We start from the raw sequence: 16,624 nt of genomic DNA, 5'->3' as shown, positions 1-16,624 counted from the left end.
CAGGCTTCTATTACAGGGGTGCCGTCCACAAAAAAGGTTGAGCTAAACAGGCTTTGGTAGAATTTGAAATCCTTTACCGGGACCACGTCAAAAGCAAGACCGCAGGTTTTCGGAAGTTTTTTGAACAAAGAGATAATCAAACCGGGGATTTTTGTTAAGGATGTGATGGGTTCGATATGTTTAAGAGCGGTCTCATCTTTAGCCCGGGGAAGATACCGTTTAACAAAAAGGACAGGATTATGATCTTTTTCAACATAGAGATAACAATCCTGAGCAGTTCCTGAAAAATAATAAATATCAGGTTTGTGGGTTAAAAAAATGGCGTCCATGCTATGGGCATCTATGTGCTGTTTGAGAGCAGAAATTCGGGCATGGATCTCTCTTGCTGGTGTAGGATCAAAAGGGTATGATTTCATCATTGGCATGGCCTGTTATATAAACGTGGGTTCTCTTTTTTCAAAAAATGCCTGGATACCTTCTTTAGCGTCGCCGCCGGTTACCACTGATTCGAAAATTTCGTTTTCAATCAGAAACCCGCTTTCAAGGTCTGTGTTCATTCCGGACTGGATTGCTTCTTTTGCTGCCCGGGATGCAGTCCTGCTTTTTTTTGCCAGTATTACGGCGGTTTTCATCACTGTTTTCATCAGATTTTCAGGGTCGCATATCAAGTTTGCAATGCCGTACTCCAGGGCTTTTTCAGCAGGGATGCTTATGCCCGTAAGTATCAGCTCTTTTGAAAGGTTTGGTCCCACAAGCCTTGCCAGCCTCTGCGTTCCCCCGAACCCGGGGATCAGTCCAAGGTTGCTTTCCGGCAGTCCGAAAACTGCGGTGGATGCTGCATAAATAAAATCACACCCCATAGCAGCCTCAAATCCACCCCCCAAAGCGAGTCCGTTCACGGCTGCAATCACAGGTATGGGAAGGGATTCAAGCTTGGAAAAAATTTTCTGGCCTTTTCTTGCAAAAAATTTAGCCTGGCAAAGGTCCATTTTTGAAAGCTCAATTATATCCGCGCCTGCGACAAATGCTTTTTTTCCGGAATCTGTGAGTATAAGTACCTTAATGTTTTTATCGGCAGAGATCCGGTCCAATGCTAGGTCAAGTTCATCAAATAGTTCGGAATTTAAAGCATTCAGCACGTTGGGGCGGTTGAAGAGAATCGTTGCAATTTTCTCTTCAGTATTGAGTATAATGTTTTTAAACGGCATCACATGGCTCCCTTAAAAGTGAGTTTTTCTGTTGCACAATTGTTCTTATCAAGTCTTGTTTAGCACCCTTTTTTTACATGCCCAATATGGACCTGCCTGTAACCAGTCGCATGATCTGGTTCGTCCCGGTATAAATCTGGGTTAATTTGGCATCGCGCATCATCCGTTCGACGGGGTAATCTTTCATATACCCGTGCCCGCCCATCACTTGAACGGCATCAGATGTGACTTTCATTGCAGCATCAGATGCTATGAACTTGGCCATGGCCGTTTGAACTGAAGCCTTTTTAAATTCGCCTTCGTCAAATAATTTTGCCGCATTTGTCGTCATCAGCCTGGCGCTTTCAACAGCGGCAGCCATATCTGCAATCATGAATTTAATGGAGGGCAAATCCGCAATGGGTTTTCCAAACTGGATACGGTTTTTTGCATGTTTAACCGCATATTCCAAGGCGCCTTCTGCAATACCGACTGCCTGGGCAGCACAGAAAAGCCGGCTGCATGACAGGGTCTGCATAAGGTTGCCAAATCCTTCTCCCTCTTGTCCAACAAGATTTTCGGCCGGCACCTCAAGGTCTTTGAAAAAAAGTTCAGACGTGACCGAACCCCGCATCCCCATTTTGTTTTCATTTTTTCCATAAGACAGACCCGGGAAATCTTTTTCAACCACAAAGGCGCTGATGCCTTTTGCTTTTTTATCGGGGTCTGTGTATGCGTAGAGCACAAAAAAATCAGCTAAAGACCCGTTGCTGATAAAGCATTTCTGACCGTTTATGATATATCGGTCTCCATTTCGAACAGCCGTGGTTTCCATGCTGAGGAGATCTGATCCCGCATTTGGTTCTGTGGCAGCAAGGGCAGTGAGAAGCATTGACCCGTCTTTCAGGCGCGGGAGGTATTTTTTTTTTTAACTCAGTACTGCCGCTGTGAAGGATCGGCAGCATACCATCGGCTTGTGCAATCAGGAGTACGGCAGAAGACGCACAGACTTTTCCCACTTCACTGAGAATTAATGAAAACATCAGGTAGGGCAGATTGACACCACCGTATTCCGCTGGAAGAAGAGGGTTCAGCAAATCATTTTCAGCAAAGGCTTTGTGGGTATATTGTAGATTGTCACTTTCGCATCCCAACAAAATGTCACAATCTTTTGCCAAAATCAGGCCTTTTTTCAGAAAATTTGAGAATGGACCTTATACATTTTTTAGTGGGATTTGTGAGGTGCAGAAGCGCGCTAAAAAACAGATGGTAACATGCTGATTTGTAGAGGAAAAATGTTCTCACGCTTTTTTACCAAATCCCACTTTACAATTTCATCATTTTTTTTAGGCCATGTATATTGAGAATCCCCCCCTCTTATCCCCCCCGAAAGGGGGGAGGAGGATAAAGGCATGCAGCGGTTCCTGCTGTTTGGTTTCAACCTGCTCAAATTCATCAATTAATCTTATCATTTTCCCATACCTTGCTTTTTTTCACTTAGGCACTCCAAATTGGGATTTTTGACCGGATTTTTGGGATATTAATGTAACACTTTACAGTATATTCCGGAAATCCGCCATTTTGGTCCAGTTCGGCTGCAAACGGCTCAATTTCTCCTCGAACTATTTTTCGGACTTCTGTGATGATCATTTTCTGTTCTTTGTTCAAGTTCATTTTATCCAAATCCTTTTTATTATCAGTTAGTTGAAGTATAGATCTGACAAAGCAGCTGAAAGTCTCAGGTACATCGTGCTTAAAATTTTATCCCAGCAAATTGGGGAGGACCATGACGATATCGGGGAAAACAGAGCATAAAACAAGCACCAGTGCCTGCAGCAGCAGAAACGGCAGCGCCCCCAATATGATATCCTTCATCTCCATGGAGCTTGGTGCGACCCCTTTGACAAAAAATAGCGCATATCCGAATGGCGGAGTTAAAAAGCTCATTTGCATATTCAACATGAAAACAATGCCTACCCAAATCGGATCAAAACCCAGCCCAACCAGGATCGGGCTGAAAATAGGAACGATCAGCAAACAGATGCCGATCCAGTCGATGAACATCCCCAGGAAGATGTAAAGGACCTGGCAAAAAATAAGTGCCCCCCACTTTCCGCCTGGCAGGGCGCTCACCAGCTGGTTGGCGAACTCGTGGCCGTCCCCCATGGCATAAACCCCTACAAAACAGGTTGAAGCAAAGGTAATCCACAATGCCATTCCGGTTGCGGAAATGGTGGAATACAGGGAGGCGCTGATGATATTAAATGTGAGTTTTTTCCTCAAGGCAAGCAGGACGATTACGGCAAAAGCCCCGACCCCTGCGGCTTCGGTGGGAGACGCCACCCCTGCCAGAATTGATCCCAGTACACAGGCGATGATAATAATAGGCGGAATCAGGCTTTTGCCCAAGGCGGCTTTTTTCCAAAAACCCTTGATTTGCTCCTCTTCAGTTATGCAGGGAGCATTTTCCTGGTTTATCAGAGTCATGATAATAATATATAAACAAAAGACCAGGCAGAGGAGAACGCCGGGAAGGATACTGCCAGCAAAAAGATCGATAACGGAAACCTGTGTGGCGGCAGAATAGAATATCGGCATAATACTGGGCGGGATAAGTATGCCCAGCGATCCGGCAGCGCAGACAGTGCCGACCGCTAGGTGCCTGTTGTAATTTTTCTGAAGCATTGCGGGCAGGGCCAGAAGCCCTAAGGTAATTACCGATGCCCCCACAACGCCAATCATAGCTGCAAGAATCACCCCGGTCAGCACCGTGGCAAGGGCCAGGGACCCCCTTATTTTTCCCGACCACTGAAATACAGCATCAAACAGTTCTTCAATGATACCGCTGCGCTGGAGCAGGTTTGCCATAAAGATAAACAGCGGTACGGCCACAAGAGAATAGGCCACCATGAGTCCATAAATTCGCATGGCAAAAAGCGGGAAAATATCAACACCCTCAAGAATTATACCGAATACGATCCCGACAGCCCCGATAACGGCATACAGTGGTGCGCCGGTCATCAGTAAAATCATGAGTATGCCGAACATGGAGAAATTGAGTAATATAGGGCTCATTGTGTATCTCCTTCTACTTGAAAAAGATCTCGTAAAAAATCAGCAATGGCTTGCAACAGAAGAAGAAAGCTTCCGACAGGCAGCATCAGTTTGACCGGCCAGATAAACGGTGCCCAGGATGTGTAGCTCCGTTCCCACATTTTTACTGACGTCCAGGCATATTCAGCCCCCATGTATGTCAGACCGGCTGAAAAAATCAGGATTAAAGGAAAATTGACAGTCAGCCGGAGAATCCTTTGCGTTTTTGTCCCGGCCAATTGAGAAACAAGGTCGACACCCACGTGTGTTTTTTCAAGCTGAACATAGGCACCAACGATGACATATAAAATGCCACAGGTGAACATCTCCACTTCATAGGACCAGGTAGTCGGGTTGTTGAAAATATATCTTGAAACGACCTCTATAATCGTGACCAAGATTGTTATCAAAAGGATATAGCTGATTGCCTTCCCGGTTATTCTGCTTAAATTGTCAATTGTCTTAATGATGGATCGGATGGTTCTGTTGGTATTACCCATAAACCAACTCCTTTTCAGCCAGTTTTAATTTTCCCTTTCAAGCGGTTAAGGGTGCAGCATGCTCATGATTTTTTGTGAAATCCGGCTTCTGGGTACACTGCACCCTTAACCTCAATCCTGTAAAAAATGAGGTATTGTATTATTCAATCAGGTTGAATTCCTTCATGACGGCCAACTGGCTTTCAAGCAACTTTTTGCCAAGTTCACTTTCCATCGCCGCCTCGTGCCAGCAAGTTTTGGCCAGCTCCCGAACCTTTTTAACCTCGGATTCAGGAAGGGTAAATTCTTTAAGACCGCCAGCTCTCATTTTATCCAGAGCCTTGAGATCCATGTCTACGTTATAACGATAGTTTCTCCATGCCAATTCGTAAGCTTCATCTGTGAATACGGTTTTAAAATTATCCGGTAAAGACTGCCATAATTTCATATTGATTGACAGCTCCAGTGCGGAAGACGGCTGATGCAAAGATGGCCTCAGCATATATTTAGCAACCCGGTGGGCGCCAATACCTACAGTAAGGTTCGGGGCACCAAGATCGCCACCGTCGATAACACCTCTTTCCAGTGCAGCTACCCTTTCGCCGGTCGGCATTGAAACTGTGGATGCGCCGAGTTTGTTGAAGAGCATGTGCGGCATGGCGCCGGAAAATACGAGTTTCTTCCCTTTTAAATCCTCCAGGGACTTGATGGGTGTCCGTGAGGTTAAAAACTCTGCGGGATAATAAGGAAGGGATAATAGGTGGATGCCGTGAGGTTCATACAACTGTCTGACCAAATCCAGCCCGCCTCTTTCGTAGAGCCAGAAATCATGCTGCACTGGGCTGTCAAATCCGCCGGGCATATAGGTCACAAATGCAAAGGCCTTATTTTTCCCAGCCCAGTATTCTCCAGTGGTAAATGCCATGTCTATCAGGCCCTTGCCCAGTGCCTCAAATACCTCGGTCGGTCCGACGAGGGACCCAGGAGAGTACACTTTGATTTTGATTTGATCACCGGTTCTTTCTGAAATGCGTTTGGAAAAAGCCTGTGATGCTTTCCAGATAGCTGTGCCCGGACCTAGCACACAGGACATTTTGATTTTGATTTCCTTTGCAGGGCTGCTTGAAGCTGAGAATGGGATAATCAGGGTTACTGCTACTAAAGACCAGATCAGACAAAGTTGTGTGACTTTTTTTGCGTACAACCTCATGTTTGTGCCTCCTATCTTTATTGCATTAATAAAAACTATCCCTATTTAAAATAGGGATAGCTATCCTTTTAGGCTTTCAAGTCATTAAGAATTTCCTCTTTCAATTTTCTTTTGAGTAACTTTCCTGTTGGCCCCAAGGGTAGTTGATCAACAAACTCAACTATCCTTGGTGCCTTGAATTTTGCCATCCTGGTTCTGACATACTCAATAATTTCCTGCTCTGTGGCAGTCTCGCCTTCCTTGAGCAATATAAAAGCCTTTGCCAGTTCGCCCTTGACCTCGTCCGGGATCCCAATAACCGCGGCAAGGGTAACTTTCGGGTGACTGCAGAGAACGTCTTCCACCTCTGTCGGGTAAATATTGTACCCGCCCGTAATAATCAGGTCCTGCTTTCGATCAACAACATACAGATATCCGTCGTCATCCAGATATCCGAGATCGCCACTGTGGTACCATCCATTTTTATAAACATCCCGGTTGGCATCCGGTTGATTCCAGTATCCGTGGATGGAAAAAACGTCACCTTTTTCAACAACCTCTCCGACTTCTCCGGCCGGCAGTTCATTGTCGGCGGAATCAACAATTTTTATCCAGGTATTGGATAAAGGCACTCCCACTGAATTGGGTTTGCGAACCCCGACAACGGGGTTGAGTGTAGAAAACCCGCAGGCTTCTGTCTGACCATACCCATCAAGATGAACAACTCCAAATGTATTTTCTATATTTTTAATAAGCTCCGGGGCACAATGGGCGCCACCGCTGTTGGTTACACGCAAGGAAGAAAGATCATTTTTGCCGGGACTGTATGCATCAAGCATATAGGCAAACATGGTTGGTGTTCCGGCAAAGTAGGTGGCCTTATTCTGCTGGATCGAGTCCATAACCGCCTGCTGCTCGAACCGGTCGATAATGACAAGTGTTCCCCCAATGGCAAAACAGGGCATCATCACCATATTCAGGCCGAAATTGTTAAAAATAGGCAGGCCGCAAAGAAAAATATCTTTTTGACTGTGTTTGTTCTGGATAAGACAGCCGTCCACAGCACTGAGGATAGACCGGTGGGTTTGGGTGGCGCCTTTGGGTCGTCCGGTGGTTCCCGAGGTGAAAATCACACTTGCTATATCATCCAGTTTTGGTTTTATAGTCGGTAATTTTGACGTCGTATCCATGCTGAGTTGAGCGAAATTGACCGCTCCGGAAATGTCTTCTCCAATTGAAACCACCGTCTGTAAAGAGGGAAGCCCCGCCATCACTTCATCGGCAAGTGTTTTCCACAAATCAGCCTGAGCGACAATTCCTTTGGCATTAGTTACATTACCGATATATTCGATTTCGTGAAATTTATACATTACATTGAGGGGAACGGCCACTGCACCCAGCTTGATAAGGGCAAGATGAGTAAAGATGATTTCCGGGCTGTTGGGAATCAATTCCATGACCCAGTCGCCCTTTTGGAATCCCAGTCGGCTGAAGCCGCAAACCAACCTGTGAATTATGTTGTTAAGTTCCTGATAGGTGATCTTTTTGTTTTTGTAAATAATCGCAGGTTTGTCTGGATAAGCAGTTACCGTGTTTTCTATCATTTCCCTGATGGTTTGCATGGATTCTCCCTTGTCTTCCGGTTTACGTTTTTCAATCCAAAAGGTTTTCGGAGCTTCTATAATAATTGGAGCACTGGATATGGATGTCTTGTTTTATCAATGCCAAGGGTATTAATAAAACAGTTTAATTTACCATAGGTCACAATTTAACTGCCGTGTATCGAATAATCAACCATGGATGATTGACTATATTTTGACTATAAAAATTAATCAATAAAGGGCGTGTTTGATAAAGGGGCGCCGGATTTTTATGATCCGGATTGACATATATCAAGGAAATAGTCATGGTCTATGTCATATACTTCCGGTAAGTTCACAAAAAAAGACCGACAACCAGAAAATTCTAAAGGGCGGAACAATGGATACAATAATACTGACCCCGGAGTCCAACGACCATTTCGCCGGTATGGTTGAAGAGATGAGCCGGTCAAACCTGAGCCGCTGCTGGCACTGCCTTTGCTGCAGCGGCGGCTGCCCGTTTGCACAGGATATGGACATGCTTCCCAACCGGGTCATCCGCATGGTTCAGCTGGGAATGAAACACCGGGTGCTGTCTTGTTCCACCATCTGGCTGTGCGTGGGGTGCAATACCTGTTCCATGGAATGCCCCAATGCCGTGGACATGGCCGCGGTGATGGATGCGCTTCGCCGCATCGCCATTCAGGAAAAGGTGAAAATTGCGGAGCCTGCGGTGCTGTCGTTTCATCAAAAGGTAATCGATTCCATCTCCCGGTACGGGCGGACCCATAAACTGGAAATCATGATGCGGTACAAACTGTCTGAAAAAGATTTTTTCTCGGACATGGACCTGGGCCTGAAAATGCTGTCCAAACGGAAACTGGATCTCATGCCGTCCAAAGTAAAAGACCGGCAACAGGTTCAGGATCTGTTCACGCTGGCAAAGGAGTTGTCATGACCTTTTCTCACACACAACTGAATTATTTTCCGGGCTGCTCCCTGGCCACCACGGCCAAAGAAAATAATGCCTCGTTAATCTATTTTCTGGAACAGTTTGATATCGGGTTGAAGGAAATCCCGGACTGGAACTGCTGCGGATCATCGTCCACCCACAGCATCGATGCCGGACTGGCCCTGGCCCTGGCCTCCCGGAACCTGTTTCTGGCCCCGGATGACAAGCCACTGCTCATCGCCTGCCCGGGATGCCATCTCCGGCTGGGAGAGGCGAAGTTGACCCTGAGCACCAATGCTGAAAAACGACGCCGGGTGGAACAGCGTTTTGGGGAATCCTTTCATGCTGATCTCAAGCTGCTGCATTTTTTTGAACTGTTGGCGGACATGAGCTGTGCCGGGCGGTTCAAAGACCTGAGCGGCCGGCTGAAACATCTGAAAATCGCCGCCTATTACGGATGCATGCTGGCACGGCCTCCCCGGATGAACAAACAGCCCAATCATTACGGGTTGATTGAAAAAACCATGACCGCTTTAGGCGGGGATCCCGTGCAATGGGGATATTCAGGCACCTGCTGCGGCACGTTTCTGTCCGTCAGTCGGCCGGCCATATCTTCCAGGCTGGTGAACCGCATCATGAAAGGAGCCATTCAATCCGGCGCGGAATGTATTGTCACGGCCTGCGCCATGTGTCATCTGAATCTGGAGATCCGGTGCGCCCCTGAAAACCGGATCCCCGTGTTTCATTTTTCTGAAATTCTGTCTCTGGCCCGGGATGGAAAAGCCTCCAGAGAATGGCTGAACCGCCATTTGATCGATCCGGTCCCGGTATTGAAAACCCGGTGGCAGGTGTGATTTCAGTCGTCTGTTCTCAAGGTTAAAATCACCCCGGTGATATTGTCACTGCCGTCTTCAGTCAGGGCGGCTTTTATCAGGGCATCTGCGGCAGTCTCCGGGTCAGTTGTTTGGCGGCAGGTGGTGATGATGGTGTCTAATGAGATATGGCGGTAACATCCGTCCGACATCAACAGAATCATGTCATCTTCCGCCAGTTCAAACCGGCCGGATTGCACTGCCAGTTCCCCGCATCCGATATACTGCTCCAGCACCTGCCGGGAGTAATGGGTCTGTGCCTGATCCGGGGTGATCTGTTTTTCACGGATCAGGAAATCCGCCAGGGTCTGGTCCTGGGTGATCCGGGTTAAATGATCCCCATGCAGAAGATACAACCGGCTGTCGCCGGAATGGGCCCAGAACACGGTATTGTTTGACACCACCGCACAGACCAGGGTAGTTCCCATGCCGTTGAGATACGGGTCTTTGTCCGTCATGTCGCAGATATCCCGGTCCATTGTCATATAAAACCGCTTCAGCGAATCAAGGGGGGATCCATCATCCTGAAGGGCCAGGTCCTGAAGATGTTGGATCACATGGTCTGCTGCAATTTCGCCGCCGATGGCCTCTCCCATTCCGTCCGCCAGGGCCAGCAATGCAAAATCGTGGTTTTCCGGGTCAGATTGATTTTCAAGGCAGGTCAGATACCGATCCTGGTTGGTTTTTCGCTGATGGCCGATATGGGTGGCAGCGGCAATGTCCATGTGGCGGCCGGGCAGGGCATCCCGGGTTTCATGCTGCCCTGAACTCATGCAGCAGTACCGCCCCGGTAAAAGCACGGGTCCGGATCTTCGAACCGGGTCAGGACCGAAGTCCGTGGCATTCATCAGCCATTTCCGGGCCTCCTCCGGTGTCTGAAACCGTTTGTCCGGATTTTTTTCGCAGGCTTTCAGGATAAACTGTCTCAGGGATCCGGGCAGGTGTTTCACCTGTTTTCCCGGATCGGGCAGCGGCTGATGACGAATCTGTTTCATGATTTCACCCGAATCCACGGCATCCCAGGGCAGCCGGCCGGTTATCATGTGAAAGGCAGTGATCCCCAGAGAAAACAGGTCGCTGCGAAAATCCGCCGGTTCTCCGTCAAACACTTCCGGGGCCAGGTAATGCAGTTTCCCGCCCATCATAAAATCATCCGTTCCCACGGGACAGGCCAGGCCGAAGTCGATGAGCTTGATCGGGTGATCTTTGGATACCATGATATTGGCCGGGTTGATGTCCCGGTGCACCAGGCCCTTGTTTCCGGCATAGGCCATGGCGGACAGCAGTTGATCCAGAAAGCTCCGGGCAAGATCAGACGGGATGCGGTGTTGTCGGGTGATCATCTCTTCCAGAGAAAGGCCTGTGAGGTATTCACAGGCAATGAACACGGTTTTGAAACGGGAGGTGATATCATAAACTTTCAGGATGTGGGGGTGATCCAGACCTGCAATGATCCGGGCCTCGTTTTTGAAGTTGTCTTTAAATTCTTTGTTCATGGACAGATGGTGTCGCAGCATTTTCACGGCCACGGGTGTTTCCAGATCCAGGTGAACGGCCTTGTACACAATGCTGTACCCGCCTTTGCCGATGATGTCGGTGATCAGGTAGGGTCCGATGCGGCGTTCGGCAATGGGGCCGTTGCGGTCGAACCGGTCCGCCACCAGTTCGGTTAAAAAAGCGTACAGGTCCGGGTCCTGTTCCGGGATCCGGTCAAAATCCGGTTTATGGATGGCCCAGGCTTCCAGGTCGGTTTCCGCTTCCACGTGAAATCCCATGGGTTCCCCGGTCAACAGCGAGATCATGCCCACGACGTCCCCTTCGCTGCGGTGTCCCACCGGATGGAGCCCGTGTTCGTTTTCCACCAGCTCCAGGCAGGCCCCCTGCTGAATGATATACCCGGTTGAGGTCCGGCTGCCCTGGGTGATGAACCGGGCGCCTCCGGGAATCTGCACGGGTTCCAGGTGGTTGAGGATCGGGGATGCGGCAAAGGGATGGATGAATTTCAGAAATTTGGTACGGATATTGGTGCTGCCCTGCTCAGCCCGCACCTGAAGATAAAATTCGCAGTCCAGACAATCCTCCTGTTTTCCGGCATAGGTGCCCTGGACCCGGTCATGACATAAAGTGCCGGCCACGGCCCAGCAGAAACGGCCTGCGCAGGTGCCCTCGTTGGTGCCGTCATGGGATCGGTCCACAGCAGCCGGACAGATACCTTTGTCCGCAGCATGGCGGCCCCCCGGCTCCCGGCCGCAGCCCATGTATTCCCAGCAGTTGATTTTCCGGGTCATGGCGGGTTATCCGGTGGCCAGGATGGTATTGAGCTCATCCGCCAGGGTCTGATGGGTGGCAAAAACCGTTTCAGCGGATCCGAACCGCTGTGCCTGCTGCGCGAACTGCGCTTCAAGGCTGTCTGCTTCCTCAGAAGAAAGCGCTTTTTCCGCCATGGGAAAAAAGATCCGGTCTTCCATGCTGATGTGGCGGTGCAGCAAAGATACATATACGCTTAAGTTTTCCAGGACCCGGGTCACGGCCATTTCATCATTTTCTTCATATCGGGGCAACGCGGTTTTGATTCGGGCGATACTTTGCTTGCACCGTTCATGCTGATACCGAAGCACCCCCATGGCCGTGTCCAGTTCCCCTTGTTTTTTGTAGGACAGCATCCCGAACAGCAGAAACTCCTCCTTGAAATGATGAAATTGATCGGCAAACTGTTCACAGAAGGTGACGGCTTTTTCAAAAAACAGGGCCGGCACGGGATCTCCCGTCTCCAGGGCCTGCCGGGACCGGTCCAGAAGAATCAGCACCTGTTTGATCAGCACATGTTCCTGAATTAACACCCGGGTGACGTGCATGGGCCTTCCTCCTTTATGTCAGGTGGTATTCCTCCCGCAGGGTCTGTGATATGGCACGGGTCAGTTTAAACGCCTTTTCCACAGTTTTTTCCCTGTCCTTGTTCACCAGGCAGCAGGTGGCAGGGGATATCAGGCTCTGGGCCAGGATCTGATCCAATGGAATCCCTTTTTTGCCCAGGGCCTGCCACACGGTTTTGAGCCGGAACGCCAGCAGGTCCAGGTTTTCCGTTTCAAAGGTCTCCATGCCCGTGGGCACGATCCCCCACACCAGGATGCCGCCTCTGTCCAGAAACCGTTTCACCGACCGGGTGCTGGCACCGAAGATATCCGCATTGGTATAGATGTCCAGAGACAGAATATCCATGTCCAGGCCCAGAAGAAAATCCCAGTCCGGGTTTCCGCACAGGTGAATGCCCCGGGGCCGGTCAATGGAGGAGAAAAACAGATCCAGATCCTGTTTGGCCTTTTGTTCCCCATACCCGGACATGGCGGAAAACACGAACTGCATGCCCGGCTCGTCAATGAACATGAACGCGTTGGGATTTTTCTGTTTGAGTTTTGCCAGCTGCACATTGATGCGCTTTGCCATGAACTCGAACATGAACGGCCGCACCGTGTCGTCAAACAGAATGGGCCGCTCATCCTGGTCCAGGATATTGAATCCGAAGCTCACCGGGCCTTCCAGCTGGCCCCGGACGGCCGGCCGGTCCGACAGGTCCAGGTCCAGAAACCGGTGGTACACGGCGGAATAGGTGTTGCTGACATCAAAATATTCCGGGTCGTCAAAATGGGCCATGGTTTCTTCAAATTCTTCCACAAACCGGTCCATGGAAAATCGCAGGGTCTTTTTTTCCAGATTCAGAATGATGCCGGGAAAATGCTCGCCTGCCTGGACATACATGTCTTCGTAATAGGAATAATTGGGCAGCTGGGGCCAGAACGGAATATCCAGGGTCAGAGCCGCGTCCAGGGCCGGGTCCACATCCGTGTGGGGCATCACGGCCATGGCTGTGGTCAAAAGATTACCGGGGATGGTCATGTCACTCTCCTTTCATCTCTATGAAAGGCGCGGTTTGAGCGCGCCGTGCTTTCATAGCTTGAATCATTTTTTTCATTTTTTCAACATCGATTTCCGGGTGTCCGCCTGTCTGAACGGATGGAGGCCGGGTCACATGGGCCAGGTAGGCTTGCTTGGAAATACTGTTATGCCAGTTGCCTGACAGCCGGGCAGCGGCAATGCCGGCCACAAACAGGACGGCGATGACAATGCCGGGCAGGGCATGCCGGAAGGATGACCGGACCGGAGGCAAAGAAAACCGGATGGCGTTTTTTTCCGGACACACCGCAACACAGGACAGGCAGGCAGAGCATTCAGGCGATCGGATCTGTTGCTTCTGCCGGATCTGAATCAACCCCGGGCAGTGGTTTTCACATTTTCCGCATTTTGTGCAAAGGTCTGGATCTCTGTGAATATGTCCGATGCTCAGAAACCCGAGAACACTCAGCACCGCACCGTAAGGGCACAAATACCGGCACCAGAAATAAGGGATCACAAAAGACAGCACCATCAGGCCGACCATCACCTTGAAAGCCAAAGGAGAGATGTCCGTGAAAAAAGCCAGCATCTGGATATCGGCAAACCGGTTGTAGGGGCTGTGGATGAACTGCTCGATGGCCGGCAGCGGCATTTTATAGAAAATATAATAAATGAAAAATCCGGCCAAAAAGTATTTCAGGCTTCGCAAAGAGGTGTCGATCCATTTGGGCAATGTCAGGGTCCGGTGGAACAGCCGGAAGTGCAGTTTGGCCAGGATCTCGGAAAACAGACCGAAGGGGCAGACCCAGCTGCAGAACCCTTTTTTGACCACCAGGGCCGTGGCGCAGACGATCAGAAAGATCACCAGCCCGGATGGATGAATATCATTGATGGTCCAGGTGGACAGGGTGTGCTTCAGGCTGACCAGGGCACTGATGGGCAGAAACGCTTCCACCCCCGGGGGCCGGTTGAAATCCGGAACAACCCCTTGTTCCAGATGAAAAACAAACCATGTGAACTGAATGCCGATGGCAAGGGTGATTCCCAGAAATATCAGCTGAAACCATCGTCTGACGGATAAGAATGAACCGATAAGATATTTTTTGTCTGTCATGCGTGTTTGTCCTGTTATTTTTTGGTGTCAATTTTCACTTATAACAGGGCCGGATCTCGGGCGCATTGATTCAGGTCAATTTTTTCAAGAAAGTTTTTTTCCCCATTTCTTCCCGGCAGGAATGATTTCAGTGAAAAAAATGATGGCTTGACAAAGCCTTAACAAACATATAAATAAACGTTTATGTGTTTGTTAAACAGAAATGAGCTGCTTGAGTTAAAATGAAAATCTATCTTAGGAGACGTGTTATGAAGTTCACACCCATGAATTTTCAGATTTCCGTGGCAGCCGGTGGGGTGGCCCTGATGCCCTTTGTGCTGATGCAGTTTGCTTTGCCCCACGGGGAAGGCATGATTACCCTGAACTCTCTGCCTTGGTCCGGTATGGGACTTGTGCAGCAGATTGTTTATGCTCCCTTGGTGGGGATCATGTTTCTGTTTGTGGTTCTCCATCTGCTGCTGACAGTGGTTTATCTCAAAGGGCTGGTTGGCTGGCTGGCAGACCGGGAGCAGTTCAAAAGCGTTATCAATAACCCAAAGTTCAATATCGGTCTTTTTTCTCCCATCGCCTCCATCTCCATGACCGCCAATGTGCTCTGGGGGCCGCTGGCGTTTTTTGTTCCGAGTCTCTCAGGCATTCTTCAGGGACTGATGCTTCCGTCGCTGATTTATTTCATGGTGCTTTTGCTGGTGCTTCTGGCACTGGAAGCCAAGGTGCTCAATGTCTGGATGGTGCAGCCGGTGGATCCGGTCGAATTGAATTTCCCCTGGCTTTTGGATGTATTCGCCTTTGGCCTGGTGAGCCTGACAGGGACCGGCATTGCCGCCATCTCAGGTGATGCTGCAATTGCCTCGGTGGCGGCATTTGGTTCCTTTTTTTCAATCTGTATCGGCCTGTTTGTGTTCACTGTGAAGATCATCAGCGTGATTCATGGACAGGCCAGGGCCCACACCCTGCCCAGTGCCCCGATGCTGCCGGCTTATTTTCTGGTGATTCCGATCTCTTGCCTGTTCGGTATCAGCCTCTTCCGCATTATGGGGTATCTGAAGAACCATTTTGGTTTCGAGGTCATGGTACCCTCATTTTTGATTCTGAACTTTGCGTATGTCATCGCCCTGGGCTGGGGGGTTTTCTGCATCTGTCTGCTGATGGGCTATCTGCGCAACTTTATGCGAGAGAGCTATTCACCGGCCCAGTGGGGAATGATCTGAGCCCTGGTGGGCTCCCAGGTACTGGGAGGACATCTTTACGGGAACTACTTTGCCAGTTCCGTTCTTATGTGGTTGAACTATCTTTCCATAGTGGCCGTGGTCATTGTCTATGCCCTGGTGTTTTTTAAACAAAAGGGCCTCAATCGAACGCAAAGTGACGCCGCATCCGGTGCAGCTGAGCTTTGATGAAAAAAAGATTGATATATATTAAAACCTTCCAGAATCTGGTATGGTCGATTGGCAGAGGAAAGAAGGCAATCTTGAAACATTTTGTCAGGTAATATTTTCGGAGGATTTATGAAAAAGATCACTTTTATGCTGGGATCAGTTCCTTATGGGGGGCAGGATGTGGATACGGTTATAGGTATAGCTGATGCCGCCTTGAAAAAAGGGCATCAGGTCACCATTGTGGGGTCAGGCGACGGCACCTATGGGTTCCTCAAGGATCAGCGCGCATCCGGAGCACCGCATGCGGGGAAGGGATTCGCCGCACTGGCGGAACAAGGCGCCCAAATCGATCTGTGAGGCACCTGCTTCAGCTTCCGCGGTCTGCGGAAGGAACAGTTCATCGACGGCGCAAAACCGGGTACATTGAGAAGCCTGTTCAAACATCTTGGCGAAACAGACATTGTGATCAATGCCGGGCCATAAAAGGGGGATGCCATGACAAAAGAAAAAGATATATTGATTGTTGTCCGCAAAGGGCCGTATGGCGGTTTTCAGGCGGCCGAGGCCCTACGTCATGCCAATGGGTCGCTGTCACTGGGGTTCCGCCCTATCGTTGTCCTTGTGGATGACGGGGTTTACCTGGCAAAGGAAGGCCAGGATCCCGGTCAAAGTCAGTGGCTGGCCCTGAGCGAGGTATTTGATGAGATTATCGCCCGGGGGCTTTATGAAAACAAAGATAATCCCGCTGAATTTTATGTGGAAAAAGAATCGCTTCAGGAGCGGGGGTTGCGTGTTGACGATTTGATCGAAAGTCTGGAGCCCATTGGTCATGGAAAGGTTTCGGAATTGATGAGCATCCACACTCTGCAACTGGTTTTTTAGGAGGTT

At 49.4% G+C, this 16,624-nt stretch carries 17 protein-coding genes and 1 pseudogene; 5 read left to right on the top strand and 13 right to left on the bottom strand.

Translation table 11 applies throughout. The features are described from left to right. Positions 1–2: 2 nt before the first annotated feature. The 9 genes and pseudogenes from K365_RS28820 to K365_RS0118230 form a co-directional block, all read right to left on the bottom strand. A pseudogene (locus K365_RS28820) lies at positions 3–416 on the bottom strand (aminopeptidase P family N-terminal domain-containing protein); the annotation flags it as partial. A gap of 15 nt (positions 417–431) precedes the next feature. Continuing rightward, the gene (locus tag K365_RS0118265; protein WP_024335748.1) at positions 432–1,208 is read right to left on the bottom strand and encodes an enoyl-CoA hydratase-related protein; all 777 of its coding nucleotides are present in this window, start codon (positions 1,206–1,208) and stop codon (positions 432–434) included. 73 nt (positions 1,209–1,281) lie between these two features. Further along, positions 1,282–2,022, bottom strand: coding sequence for an acyl-CoA dehydrogenase family protein (locus tag K365_RS28510; protein WP_245569204.1), 741 nt, complete (start codon positions 2,020–2,022; stop codon positions 1,282–1,284). Continuing rightward, the gene (locus K365_RS29465; RefSeq protein ID WP_353740178.1) at positions 1,940–2,284 is read right to left on the bottom strand and encodes an acyl-CoA dehydrogenase family protein; all 345 of its coding nucleotides are present in this window, start codon (positions 2,282–2,284) and stop codon (positions 1,940–1,942) included. Before K365_RS29465 ends, K365_RS28510 begins: the two co-directional genes overlap by 83 nt. Before the next feature lie 400 nt (positions 2,285–2,684). After that, positions 2,685–2,837 carry a hypothetical protein gene (locus K365_RS29460; RefSeq protein WP_353740177.1) on the bottom strand — a complete coding sequence of 51 codons (153 nt, stop codon included), beginning with the start codon at positions 2,835–2,837 and terminating at the stop codon, positions 2,685–2,687. Between the two features lie 111 nt (positions 2,838–2,948). Then, the gene (locus tag K365_RS0118245; protein WP_169432963.1) at positions 2,949–4,220 is read right to left on the bottom strand and encodes a TRAP transporter large permease; all 1,272 of its coding nucleotides are present in this window, start codon (positions 4,218–4,220) and stop codon (positions 2,949–2,951) included. A gap of 38 nt (positions 4,221–4,258) precedes the next feature. Next, complete coding sequence (locus K365_RS0118240) at positions 4,259–4,780, bottom strand: TRAP transporter small permease subunit (RefSeq protein WP_024335746.1); 522 nt, start codon at positions 4,778–4,780, stop codon at positions 4,259–4,261. A 139-nt stretch (positions 4,781–4,919) separates the two neighbouring features. Then, positions 4,920–5,969 (bottom strand): TRAP transporter substrate-binding protein DctP, encoded by a 1,050-nt coding sequence (dctP, locus tag K365_RS0118235; RefSeq protein ID WP_024335745.1) that lies wholly within the window; start codon positions 5,967–5,969, stop codon positions 4,920–4,922. Positions 5,970–6,037: 68 nt separating this feature from the next. Next, entirely contained in the window at positions 6,038–7,570 is a 1,533-nt protein-coding gene (locus K365_RS0118230; protein ID WP_024335744.1) for a class I adenylate-forming enzyme family protein, read from the bottom strand. A 358-nt stretch (positions 7,571–7,928) separates the two neighbouring features. On the opposite strand from K365_RS0118230, the gene K365_RS0118225 reads away from it, so the two are divergent. Continuing rightward, positions 7,929–8,486 (top strand): 4Fe-4S dicluster domain-containing protein, encoded by a 558-nt coding sequence (locus K365_RS0118225; protein ID WP_024335743.1) that lies wholly within the window; start codon positions 7,929–7,931, stop codon positions 8,484–8,486. Next, on the top strand, positions 8,483–9,334 hold the full coding sequence (locus K365_RS0118220) for a heterodisulfide reductase-related iron-sulfur binding cluster (RefSeq protein ID WP_024335742.1): 852 nt from the start codon (positions 8,483–8,485) through the stop codon (positions 9,332–9,334). Before K365_RS0118225 ends, K365_RS0118220 begins: the two co-directional genes overlap by 4 nt. A gap of 2 nt (positions 9,335–9,336) precedes the next feature. On the opposite strand, the gene K365_RS26765 is transcribed toward K365_RS0118220, so the two are convergent. From K365_RS26765 to K365_RS0118200, 4 genes are read right to left on the bottom strand one after another with little or no spacing between them, the layout of a single operon-like run. Further along, entirely contained in the window at positions 9,337–11,640 is a 2,304-nt protein-coding gene (locus K365_RS26765) for a protein kinase domain-containing protein (RefSeq protein ID WP_024335741.1), read from the bottom strand. A gap of 6 nt (positions 11,641–11,646) precedes the next feature. After that, the gene (locus K365_RS0118210) at positions 11,647–12,207 is read right to left on the bottom strand and encodes a hemerythrin domain-containing protein (protein ID WP_024335740.1); all 561 of its coding nucleotides are present in this window, start codon (positions 12,205–12,207) and stop codon (positions 11,647–11,649) included. A gap of 13 nt (positions 12,208–12,220) precedes the next feature. Next, on the bottom strand, positions 12,221–13,246 hold the full coding sequence (locus K365_RS0118205) for a uroporphyrinogen decarboxylase/cobalamine-independent methonine synthase family protein (RefSeq protein ID WP_024335739.1): 1,026 nt from the start codon (positions 13,244–13,246) through the stop codon (positions 12,221–12,223). Between the two features lies 1 nt (position 13,247). Continuing rightward, positions 13,248–14,357, bottom strand: a complete 1,110-nt coding sequence (locus K365_RS0118200) for a 4Fe-4S binding protein (RefSeq protein ID WP_024335738.1) — start codon at positions 14,355–14,357, stop codon at positions 13,248–13,250. Positions 14,358–14,605: 248 nt separating this feature from the next. Between K365_RS0118200 and tsoY the strand changes: the two genes are divergently transcribed. The 3 genes from tsoY (at position 14,606) to K365_RS0118185 (ending at position 16,618) form a co-directional block, all read left to right on the top strand. Continuing rightward, positions 14,606–15,754: a selenoprotein TsoY gene (gene tsoY / locus K365_RS0118195; protein WP_376797730.1), complete on the top strand. Its 1,149-nt coding sequence runs from the start codon at positions 14,606–14,608 to the stop codon at positions 15,752–15,754. A gap of 111 nt (positions 15,755–15,865) precedes the next feature. After that, positions 15,866–16,093, top strand: a complete 228-nt coding sequence (locus K365_RS0118190; protein WP_024335736.1) for a DsrE family protein — start codon at positions 15,866–15,868, stop codon at positions 16,091–16,093. 138 nt (positions 16,094–16,231) lie between these two features. Then, complete coding sequence (locus tag K365_RS0118185) at positions 16,232–16,618, top strand: DsrE family protein (protein WP_024335735.1); 387 nt, start codon at positions 16,232–16,234, stop codon at positions 16,616–16,618. The last annotated feature ends 6 nt before the right edge of the window (positions 16,619–16,624 follow it).

This window comes from Desulfotignum balticum DSM 7044 (assembly GCF_000421285.1).
GTDB lineage: Bacteria > Desulfobacterota > Desulfobacteria > Desulfobacterales > Desulfobacteraceae > Desulfotignum > Desulfotignum balticum.
The sequence above is the reverse complement of the archived record's forward strand: the minus strand, read 5'-3'. Positions and strand labels throughout refer to the sequence as shown.